This window comes from Halomonas sp. ND22Bw, assembly GCF_003011945.1.
Classification (GTDB): Bacteria; Pseudomonadota; Gammaproteobacteria; order Pseudomonadales; family Halomonadaceae; genus Halomonas; species Halomonas halophila.
In genome coordinates this window covers 1-229 of record NZ_PXWD01001946.1, presented here as the reverse complement: position 1 = coordinate 229, position 229 = coordinate 1, and the positions used below count along the sequence as shown (strand labels likewise).

The following is a 229-nucleotide window of genomic DNA, read 5'->3' as shown; positions in this document are numbered from 1 at the left end:
GCTCAGACGAAACAATTCCGGCGGCGCCCAGGGTGCGCTGGCTGGACAAGAAGGACGGGCGCCGCCTGATCGTTTTCACAAGTCTCGGGATCGGGCTGACCGCTGGCTTGGTTTTCGCCGTGATGACGATCTTTGTCCGGTTGATCGGCGGCGAAGGGTCATGGTGGCGGATCTGGACCCACGAACTCGGCGACGGACAGTGGTTCGAGGCCTCCCGCGTCACAGTCGC

The 229-nt window shown here is 63.8% G+C and carries 1 protein-coding gene; it reads left to right on the top strand.

The features are described 5' to 3' along the window. On the top strand, window positions 1-229 hold a 229-nt coding region (locus CVH10_RS26485), incomplete at both ends, for a hypothetical protein (RefSeq protein ID WP_181244787.1).